At 71.3% G+C, this 6,989-nt stretch carries 8 protein-coding genes; 6 read left to right on the forward strand and 2 right to left on the reverse strand.

Annotated features, from left to right (window positions below):
• Positions 1-82 precede the first annotated feature (82 nt).
• Positions 83-454 carry a YciI family protein gene (locus H5411_RS35705; RefSeq protein WP_183126364.1) on the forward strand — a complete coding sequence of 124 codons (372 nt, stop codon included), beginning with the start codon at positions 83-85 and terminating at the stop codon, positions 452-454.
• Entirely contained in the window at positions 451-1,659 is a 1,209-nt protein-coding gene (locus tag H5411_RS35710) for an RNA polymerase sigma factor (protein ID WP_183126367.1), read from the forward strand. The genes H5411_RS35705 and H5411_RS35710 overlap by 4 nt, the downstream gene beginning before the upstream one ends.
• On the opposite strand, the gene H5411_RS35715 is transcribed toward H5411_RS35710, so the two are convergent.
• Positions 1,656-2,207, reverse strand: a complete 552-nt coding sequence (locus H5411_RS35715; protein ID WP_101441207.1) for a M15 family metallopeptidase domain-containing protein — start codon at positions 2,205-2,207, stop codon at positions 1,656-1,658. The two genes, H5411_RS35710 and H5411_RS35715, sit on opposite strands and share 4 nt — an antisense overlap.
• Before the next feature lie 198 nt (positions 2,208-2,405).
• Between H5411_RS35715 and H5411_RS35720 the strand changes: the two genes are divergently transcribed.
• The 3 genes from H5411_RS35720 to H5411_RS35730 are packed head-to-tail and all read left to right on the forward strand — an operon-like array spanning position 2,406 to position 4,965.
• A complete protein-coding gene (locus H5411_RS35720) occupies positions 2,406-3,104 on the forward strand; it encodes a response regulator transcription factor (protein ID WP_101438820.1) in 699 nt (232 codons plus the stop codon).
• Positions 3,101-4,510, forward strand: coding sequence for a sensor histidine kinase (locus H5411_RS35725; protein ID WP_183126365.1), 1,410 nt, complete (start codon positions 3,101-3,103; stop codon positions 4,508-4,510). Before H5411_RS35720 ends, H5411_RS35725 begins: the two co-directional genes overlap by 4 nt.
• Positions 4,507-4,965, forward strand: coding sequence for a hypothetical protein (locus H5411_RS35730; protein WP_208637472.1), 459 nt, complete (start codon positions 4,507-4,509; stop codon positions 4,963-4,965). The genes H5411_RS35725 and H5411_RS35730 overlap by 4 nt, the downstream gene beginning before the upstream one ends.
• Before the next feature lies 1 nt (position 4,966).
• On the opposite strand, the gene H5411_RS35735 is transcribed toward H5411_RS35730, so the two are convergent.
• Positions 4,967-6,136 carry an MFS transporter gene (locus H5411_RS35735; protein ID WP_101438817.1) on the reverse strand — a complete coding sequence of 390 codons (1,170 nt, stop codon included), beginning with the start codon at positions 6,134-6,136 and terminating at the stop codon, positions 4,967-4,969.
• Between the two features lie 110 nt (positions 6,137-6,246).
• On the opposite strand from H5411_RS35735, the gene H5411_RS35740 reads away from it, so the two are divergent.
• Positions 6,247-6,843 (forward strand): TetR/AcrR family transcriptional regulator, encoded by a 597-nt coding sequence (locus H5411_RS35740; RefSeq protein WP_183126366.1) that lies wholly within the window; start codon positions 6,247-6,249, stop codon positions 6,841-6,843.
• The last annotated feature ends 146 nt before the right edge of the window (positions 6,844-6,989 follow it).

Raw genomic sequence — 6,989 nt, forward strand, 5'->3', positions numbered from 1 at the left:
CAGCTGACAGATGCACGGGGGACGTCGGAGCCGGAATCCCGAAGGCGACACCGGCGGCGAAGAATTTTCGAAGGGAGCCGTCGTGCGGTACCTGATCATGATCCACAGCAATCCGCGGTTCCGGGCGCTGTGGGAGGAGCTCCCGGAAGAGAAGAAGGCCGAGTTCGGCCGGAGCCATCTCGCGCTCAGCAAGGCCCTCGAAGAGTCCGGCGAACTGGTGCTCAGCGACGGGCTGGCCGATCCCGCCGAGGCCAAGTGCGTCACCGTGCGGGACGGCAAGGCGGTGGCGAGCGACGGGCCCTTCGCCGAGGTCAAGGAGCATCTGGTCGGGTTCTACCTGGTCGAATGCGAGAGCATGGAACGGGCGCTGGAGCACGCCGCGCGGGTGCCGGACGCCTTGTACGGCAAGGTCGAGGTCCGGCCGGTCCGCACCGTGAAAGAGCTGGGTCTCTGACTCCCCCGGCGGGCTTCGAACAGCTCCTGCGCGACCTCACGCCGCAGGTGCTCAGCGCTGTCTGCCGCCGGTTCGGCGACTTCACGCTTTGCGAGGACGCGGTGCAGGAAGCACTGCTGTCGGCCGCGGTGAAGTGGCCCGAGCAAGGTCTGCCGGACAATCCCAAGAGCTGGCTGATCACCGCGGCCGCGCGCAGGCGCATCGACATCGAACGCAGCGAATCCGCCCGCAGGCAGCGCGAGAACACGGCCGCCGCGCTGGCGGTGCCGCAGCCGGAACTGGCACCGGCCGACGACGACACGCTCACCCTGCTGATGCTGTGCTGTCACCCCGAACTCAGCCGGTCGTCGCAGCTCGCGCTGACGTTGCGCGCAGTCGGCGGCCTCACGACCGCGGAAATCGGCCGGGCGCTGCTGGTTCCGGAGAAAACCGTGAGCCAGCGGATCAACCGGGCGAAGAAACGGCTCAGCGGGGCCCGGTTCCGGATGCCGCCGCCGGACGAACGGGCCGAGCGGATGGCCGCGGTGCTGCAGGTGCTGTACCTGATCTTCACCGAGGGGCACACGGCCAGCTCCGGGACCGCCGTCAACCGGGTCGAGCTGACCGCCGAGGCCATCCGCCTGACTCGGCAGCTGCACGCGCAGGTCCCCCACGACGGCGAGGTCGCCGGGTTGCTGGCGCTCATGCTGCTCAGCGACGCGCGCCGGCCCGCGCGGACCCGTCCGGACGGCACCGCCGTACCGCTGGCCGAACAGGACCGCACCCGCTGGGACGCCGCGGCGATCGCCGAAGGACTCGACCTGATCGGGAAGACCCTGGCCACCGCCCAGCTCGGGCCGTATCAGCTCGAGGCCGCGATCGCCGCGGTGCACGACGAGGCGGCCCGCGCCGAGGACACCGACTGGCCGCAGATCCTCGCCCTCTACGACCTGCTGCTCGCCCTCGCGCCGACTCCCGTCGCGGCGCTGAACCGGATCGTCCCGGTCGCGATGGTCCACGGCGCCCGCGAAGGATTGCGGCAGCTGGACGAGATCGCCGGGCTCAACGAGCATCACCGCGTCGACGTCGTGCGCGCGCACCTGCTCGATCTGGCGGGCGAGCCGGAGCAAGCCCGGGTCTATTACCGTTCAGCGGCACGGAAAACGCTGAGCATTCCCGAGCGGAAGTACCTGGAATCCCGTGCCGCCCAGCGAGAAAAGCCTTAGCCGGCCATCCGCGCCATCGAAGGCGGACGCAACGCGTCCGGGTTCGGCAACCGCATCGGCACGGTGTCCGCGTGGTACTCGAAATGCCACCATTCGTTGTCGTAACGGCGATACAGCCGGTACTCCGGCCCATGCCGCTCCAGCCACGCCGCGCCCTCGCTCGGCCGTACGTCGAGCGCCGTGCCGCGGACGTGCGCCGATTCGTGCGGCGGCAGCACGCGACGGCGAGCCGCGGTGACGGAACCGGTGCGGTGCACCTCTTCGGCGAACAACCGGTGCTGGTGGGCGGCGTCGCGGTGGCCGGAGGTGAGCCCGATGAGCTGACGGTGCCGCCAGAACGCCTCGGTGCGCGCCGCGGTGAAGGCCGCGCGGGCAGGTTCGCTGAGACCCGCGAGGTCCTCGGCCGGGTACCGGATCGCGAGCGCCCACTGGCAGGCCAGATACCGGCCGCGGCCGGGCGAACGCAGGAACGCCGCCGGGAGCAGGGCCACCGCCAGGAGGCGGGTGACGGCCGCGAGGACCCGGGGCCGGCGAAGCGACTCGATCATGAGGTTCACTTTCGAGCCCCGGTGTGCGCGCACTGCGCACGGAGTTTGACAGCTCGGTAACAGTTCCCCCGACGGCGCTGTTACCGAACGATGACACAGCTCGCACCGAGCGCGGATCCGGGCGAGGCAGGCTGGAGCCCGGTTGTCCGCTGTGGACTGTCCGGGCGGCCGGACGGGCGGGCTGCGATAGTGGGAGACATGCCGAGGGTGCTGCTGATCGAAGACGACCAGGCCGTGCGGGACGGCCTGCGGCTGGCCCTGACGTATCAGGGGCACACGGTCGACGCGGTGGAGACCGGCGAGGAAGGCCTCGCCCGGCTCGCCGGAGACCCGGCCGACGTCGTGGTCCTCGACCTCATGCTGCCCGGGATGGACGGGTTCGAGGTGTGCCGCCGCATCCGCGCGGCCGGCGACCTGCCGATCATCATGCTCACCGCGCGCAACGACGACATCGACGTGGTGGCCGGGCTCGAAGCCGGAGCCGACGACTACGTCGTGAAACCCGCGCAGGCCCGGGTGCTGGAGGCACGCATCCGCGCGGTGCTGCGCCGCACCAGCACCAGCGGCGAACCGCGCGGCCCGGGCGCGAAACCAGACCCGGAACGGCACGGCGACCTGACGATCGACCGCGAGGGTCTCGTGGTCAGCAAGCACGGCACCGTGATCGGGCTCGCGCCGACCGAACTGCGGCTGCTGCTGGAGTTGTCGTCGTCCCCCGGCCGCGTGCTCAGCCGCCAGCAACTGCTCGAATCCGTGTGGGACCAGGGTTATCTCGGCGATTCGCGGCTCGTCGACGCGTGCGTGCAGCGGCTGCGCGCCAAGATCGAGGACGACCCCGCGAAACCGGTGTACGTCCAGACCCTGCGCGGTTTCGGCTATCGCTTCGGGCCGCTGTGACCGGCTGGCGGCTGCGCGGCCTGCGCACCCGGCTGCTGGTGGCGTTCGCACTGCTGAGCGTGTTCACCGCGCTGGCCGTCGCTGGGATCGGCTACGTGCGGGCCCGCGACGGGATCCTGCAGCGCACCCAGGACAACGCCGCGGTCGAGATGACCACCCAGCTCAAGCAGCTGTACCCGCTCCCCCGGCAGCCGGTGGACACGAGCACGCTGCAGGCCGCCGCCGAGCGGCTCGACGGCCGGAAGAGCTCCGCGCTGGTGACGAGCGGCAGTCACAGCGCGGGCGACATGCCCGCCTCGGCGATCACGCCGGAGCTGCGGCAGGTGGTGCGGTCCGGGCGGGTCGCGTGGCAGCGCGTGGACGTCGGCGGCGTGACGCAGCTGGTGCTGGGTGCGCAGTTGCTGATCTCGACCGGCAACCGGCGGAACCCGACGATCCCGTCCGGCATCGAGGTCTACGAGCTGCGCAGTCTCGACGCGGAAATCGACGCGGTGAACCGGCTTGCCCGGGACGCGTGGCTCGCCGGCGGGGCCGCGCTGGTGGTGGCGTTGATCCTCGCCGTGCTGGCCGCCGGCAGCGTGCTGCGGCCGGTCGGCGAACTGCAGCGCGCGGCCCGTCGCCTCGGCGCGGGCGACCTCGACGCCCGGATCACCGTCCGCGGAAGCGACGAACTGGCCAGCGTCGCCGAGACGTTCAACGCGACCGCCGAGTCGCTGCAACGGCACGTCGGCGAACTGCGCCGGATGGAAGCCGACGCGCGGAGGTTCGTCGCTGACGTGTCGCACGAACTGCGCACGCCGCTGGCCGCGATGACCGCGGTGACCGACATGCTCGACGCCGAAGCGAAGCGGCTGCCGGACGCGGCGGGCGAGGCGGTGCGGCTGGTCAGCCAGGAAACGCACAACCTGACGCGGCTGGTGAACGACCTGATCGAGGTCACGCGGTTCGACTCCGGCACCGCGTCGCTCGAGGTGGACGACGTCGACGTCGCCGAGGCGGTCCGCGCGACGCTGCGGGCGCGGGGATTCGCGGTGGAAACCGATCTGCCGGACGGAATCCGGGCGCGGGTCGATCCGCGCCGGCTCGACGTGATCATGGCCAATCTCGTGGGGAACGCGCTGCGGCACGGCGCGGAACCGGTGACGGTCCGCTTGCGGGGCGACCAGGCGGGGATCACGCTCGCCGTCGAAGACTCCGGCCCCGGGCTGGACGAGGAGGTGCTTCCGCACGTGTTTTCCCGGTTCTACAAGGCGGACACCGCGCGCAGCCGGTCCGAGGGCAGCGGGCTCGGGCTCGCGATCGCCTGGGAGAACGCGCGCTTGCACCGCGGCGAACTGGTCGCGGGGAACCGGCCGGAGGGCGGTGCGGTGTTCACGTTGTGGCTGCCTCGGGAGGTGCGGCGATGAAGCGGTTGCTGGTGCTGCTCGCGGTGGTGGTGCTGGCGAGCGGCTGCGGGGTGCGGCCCAGCGGCGTGATCCCCGGCGAGAACGCGCCCAGCGGGCCGCCGAAGGGGAACGTCGGGAACACGGCGACGGTGTATTTCGTGCTGAACGGGAGGGTCGTGCCCGTAGTGCGCACCGGGGTCGGCGACGTGGCCGCGGATCGGGTCCGGGCGTTGGAGCAAGGCCCGGACGAGGACGAACGCGCAGCCGGGTACACGACGGAGCTTCCGCCGTCGTTCGAGCCGATCGCCATCGGGGTCAGCGACGCGGCGATCGGGGTCGATGTCCGGGAACTGTCGCCGAACGCGGTCGCGCAGCTCGTCTGCACGGTGATCGGGGCGGGCGGCGGCGGGCCGTCCGGGACGATCACGCTGTCCGGCGGGGGCCAGAAGCTGCCGCCCCGGGCTTGCGGCGGCTGACTCAGCCGCGCGGTTTCATCGCGGGCGCGAACACCACGGCCACCACGCACAACGCCAGCGGCAGCAGGAACGCGACGTTCAGCGGCACCCAGTGCGCCAGCCCGCCGATGATCGCCGGACCGGCCAGCAGCCCGACGTACCCCACGCCGACCACCCGCGCCATCAACGCCCCCGACGCGCGTTTGTCCAGGTTGCCCGCCGCGGTGAACAACTGCGGGACGCCACCGGAAAGCCCGAGCCCGAACAACGCCCAGCCGCACAACGACAACGGAACCCACGGCGCGAGCGACGCGATGGCCAGTCCCAGCGCGGCCAGCCCGCTCCCGTACCGCACCACGGCGACCGGACCGGCCAGCGCGGCGACTCGGTCGGTCGCGAATCGGCCGACTGTCATCGCCACCGCGAACGAGCCGTAGGCCAGGGCGGCGGTGCTTTCGGACGTCCCCAGCCCGTCTCGGAGGTACAGCGCGGCCCAGTCGTTCGCGACGCCCTCGGACAGCATCAGCGCGAAGGCCAGCAGGCCCAGCAACCACACCACGCGCGCCGGGATACGGGCCGGTTTGGCTTCCTCGGCGGTTTCTTCGGCGGCCTGCTCGGACGAGTCGAGCAGATACCGGCGCACCACAAGCGAAACCACGATGCACAGGATTCCCGTGCCGCCGAGCGACACGAGCGTCGGCACGCCCGCGCCCAGCACCGCCGCGCCGACGACCGCCGCGATCGCACCGCCGATCGACCACATCGCGTGGAAGGCCGCCATGATCGGCCGCGGATAGGCGCGTTCGACGACCACCGCGTGCGCGTTCATCGCGACGTCGAGGGAGCCGTTGAAGAATCCGAACGCCGCGAGCGCGAGCCCGAGCGTCCACCAGTTCGCCGCGAGTCCCGGCAGCACCACCGCGACCCCCACGAGCACCCCCGAGACGGACACGACCCGCGAATGCCCGAACCGGTCCGCGAGCGGCCCGGTGACCTGCATCCCGATCAGCGCCGAACCGCCCAGCACAAGCAGCAGCGCCCCGAGCTCGGTGTGCGAGACGCCGGTCGCGCGCTCGATCACCGGGATGTGCACCACCCACATGCCGACCGCGAACCCGCACAGGGCGAACACGAGCCAGGTGGCGACGCGTGCCGCGCGGGGCAGCACCGGAGGCGGGGAAAGCTCGGTCATCGGGCTCGGCTCCTCTTCGGGGGTCGGGTCCAGGCAGGAACACGGGTGCGGGCAGGCGGAATCGGGCTGGGGCATGATGGGCGGGTGGAAGCCGAACCGATCGCCGCCCCGTGAGCGAGGGCTATCTGAAAGGCAGAATCCGCCGGGACGACATCGTTTCGGCGGCCGCCGCGGTGTACGGCGAAGCCGGCTATCACGGGTCGTCGCTGCGGGAAATCGCCAAACGAGCCGGCATCACCCACGCCGGGCTGCTGTACCACTTCCCGACGAAAGAAGCGCTGCTCGCCGCGGTCCTGGAACGCCGAGACGCCGAGGACGCCGTCCGCGAGCAGTTGAACATCCCGCCCGGCCTGGACGTCCTGCGCCATTTCCTCGCGCTGGCCGAACACAATGTCCGCCACCGGGGCATCGTCGACCTGTACTCGCGCCTCGCCGCGGAAGCGATCTCGGAAGACCATCCCGCGCACGCCTACTTCGCCCGCCACTACCGCGAGGCCCGCGACAGCATCGCCCAGTCGTTCCGCGCGCTCGCCGAAACAGGCGAGCTGCGCCCCGGCGTAGACCCGGACTTGGCGGCACTCACCTTCATCGCACTGATGGACGGCCTCCAGGTCCAGTGGCTCACCACCCCCACGCACGTAGATGTAATCGGTTCCCTCCGCCTCTCTCTGGAAACCCTCCTCACCGTCCCCCTGTTCCCGGAATAGGCAAAAACGCGCCCATTACGCCCAAACGGCGGCTTCCTCACCCGACTCCAACCGCCACCAACGCACCCAACAATCGAGGCACCCACACCACCCCCGCGCCCCGATACGAAGCCTCCTCTGCGGTTCGGGGGTGCTTGTCAAGGCAT

This window comes from Amycolatopsis echigonensis (assembly GCF_014174495.1).
Taxonomy (GTDB): domain Bacteria; phylum Actinomycetota; class Actinomycetes; order Mycobacteriales; family Pseudonocardiaceae; genus Amycolatopsis; species Amycolatopsis echigonensis.

What these genes read in the sequence shown, in the direction of transcription:
- H5411_RS35730 (WP_208637472.1), top strand. Translation starts at nt 4,507, where the DNA reads ATGAAGCGGTTGCTGGTGCTGCTCGCGGTGGTGGTGCTGGCGAGCGGC.
- H5411_RS35735 (WP_101438817.1), bottom strand. Translation starts at nt 6,136, where the DNA reads ATGACCGAGCTTTCCCCGCCTCCGGTGCTGCCCCGCGCGGCACGCGTC.
- H5411_RS35720 (WP_101438820.1), top strand. Translation starts at nt 2,406, where the DNA reads ATGCCGAGGGTGCTGCTGATCGAAGACGACCAGGCCGTGCGGGACGGC.
- H5411_RS35715 (WP_101441207.1), bottom strand. Translation starts at nt 2,207, where the DNA reads ATGATCGAGTCGCTTCGCCGGCCCCGGGTCCTCGCGGCCGTCACCCGC.